Here is a 2359-nt window from a genome sequence, read left to right on the forward strand (position 1 = left end):
GCACCACGGACACCCCGTCGCCTGCCGCCGCCGTCAGCACCGTGTCCATGAAGTCGCGCCTGGCGACGGGGTCGAGCATCGCGACGGGTTCGTCAAGCACCAGCAGCCGCGGCCGGCGGGCAAGCGCCAGGGTCAGCGCGAGCTGTGCCTGCTGGCCGCCGGACAGCTTCCCTGCCTTGCGCCCCGGCGGGATGCCGAGCTCCGCGAGCCTGGTTTCCGCGTAGGGCTGGTCGAAGCGGCGGTTCAGGTTGCGCGTCACGTGCATCATGTCCGCAGCCGACAGGTTCCTGTACAACGGCGTGTCCTGGGCGACGAACACGATGCCGGCCAGTGCGGCCGGCGCCCCCGCGGGCCGGCCGCCGAGCACGCTGACGGTGCCGGCGGTCGGCGCCGTCAGGCCGACCGCCAGGTTCAGCAGGGTGGTCTTGCCCGCGCCGTTCGGGCCGACCAGGGCGGCGACGTGGCCGGCGGGGATCTCCAGGGTGCACTCGCGCAGCGCCCAGGTGCGGCCGTACCGCTTGCCAAGGCCGCTCGCCTCGAGGACGTTCATCAATCTCCTTGGCTGAGGGTCATAGGACATTCACCCTGGCTAATATACACTCAGTGTATACGTCACGTAAATATCCTGAGTGTATACTTGGCGAAAAATATGGCCCGCCCCGCGCCCGCGCCGGTCAGGTGATGACGGCGCGGGCTGGAGCGGGCCGGGGGCCGCTGGGGTCAGCGTGCCCCGGTGACGGATTCCACGTCCCTGGCGGCCACCGCTTCCTGTCCCGCGCGGGGCATGGCGGCGTTGCCGGGGTGGACGCTGCCCAGGTCGTAGGCGGTCTCTGCGTGCTCAGCGAGGTCAATGCCGGTGACCTCGTCCTCCTCGGCGACCCTGAAGCCCATCGTCTTGTCGATGACCTTGCCGATGATCCAGGCGATGGTGAAGGAGTAGAGGCCGACCACGACAGGGCCAAGTGCCTGCACGCCGAGCTGCTCGATCCCGCCGCCGTAGAACAGCCCCTTGCGCTGCCCCGACAGCAGCGGGTAGGCGGCGAGGAAGCCGAGCGACAGCGCGCCGAACGCGCCGCCGACCAGGTGCACGCCCACCACGTCGAGCGCGTCGTCGAAGCCGAGCCGGTGCTTGAGGCCGATCGCGTAGCAGCAGATGACGCCCGCCGCGCCGCCGAGCAGGATCGCCGCCCAGGGGGCGATGAACGCGCAGGCGGGCGTGATCGCGACAAGCCCCGCGACGGCGCCTGAGGCGACCCCGAGGGTGGTGGGCTTGCCGTCACGGAACCGCTCCACGAGCAGCCAGCCGCCGGCCGCGGCCGCGGTCGCGACCTGGGTGTTCATGAACGCCAGGGCAGCGGTCTGGTCAGCCGCCAGTTCCGAGCCCGCGTTGAAGCCGAACCAGCCGAACCACAGCAGCCCCGCGCCGAGCAGCACCAGCGTGAGGTTGTGCGGTCGCATCGGGTCCTTGCCCCAGCCCTTCCGCTTGCCGATGACGAGCGCGAGGGCGAGGCCCGCGGCGCCGGCGTTGACGTGGACGACCGTGCCGCCTGCGAAGTCCTCGATGCCGAGCTTGCTGAGCCAGCCGCCGCCCCACACCCAGTGGGCGACGGGGAAGTACACCAGCGTCGCCCAGGCGACGGTGAACACCGCCCAGGGTCCGAACTTGGCCCGGTCCGCGATCGCCCCGCTGATCAGCGCGACGGTGATGACCGCGAAGGTGAGCTGGAAGGCGGAGAACACCAGGTCGGGGATTCCCGCGACCCGGGTCGCGCTGTTCACGAGGCCGTGCTCGCCGACGTACTCAAGGCCGCCGATGAACCCGTTGCCCTTGCCGAACGCCAGCGAGTCCCCGTACAGCACCCAGGCGAGCGTCACGGTGATGATGGCGACCCACGACATCATCATCATGTTCAGCACGCTCTTGGCCCGGGTCATCCCCCCGTAGAAGAAGGCCAGGCCGGGGGTCATCAGCAGGACAAGCGCGGTACTCGCGAGCATCCACGCCGTCGAACCAGTATCAATCTTCACTCGAGTCTCTCCCTTGCTTGCTGTTCAAAGGATCACGAGCGTCGATTTCTTAAGAAAGACCAAAGTTTTTCGTACATGTAAAACTACGATTCGGCCAGGTTTCCATCGTGTTTCGCAAGGAGAACTGGCGTCATCCGGTAACGACTAACGGGCGCCCCGGCGGCGGCGTTACCGGGCGACGCCGCGGGCGGGCACGCGCGGGCGGCGTAAGATGCCCAGCCTGGACATGTGACGGCTGCGGTTTCTTAAGGACGTGAGCGTGCAGGAGAGCCTTCCCGGTGCCCGCGTGCCCGGTGCCAGCGTGATCATCGTGCACGGGGCTCGCAAGTGT

2 protein-coding genes are annotated in these 2359 nt (G+C 68.7%); both read right to left on the reverse strand.

Going from position 1 to position 2359, the window contains the following annotated elements:
* A partial coding sequence (locus tag VG296_RS02905) for an ATP-binding cassette domain-containing protein (protein ID WP_349259434.1) occupies window positions 1–553 on the reverse strand: 553 nt, incomplete at its 3' end.
* 167 nt (window positions 554–720) lie between these two features.
* A complete protein-coding gene (locus VG296_RS02910; RefSeq protein WP_349259435.1) occupies window positions 721–1998 on the reverse strand; it encodes an ammonium transporter in 1278 nt (425 codons plus the stop codon).
* Between the last annotated feature and the right edge of the window lie 361 nt (window positions 1999–2359).

It is taken from the genome of Actinospica sp. (genome assembly GCF_035552695.1).
Classification (GTDB): Bacteria; Actinomycetota; Actinomycetes; order Streptomycetales; family Catenulisporaceae; genus Actinospica.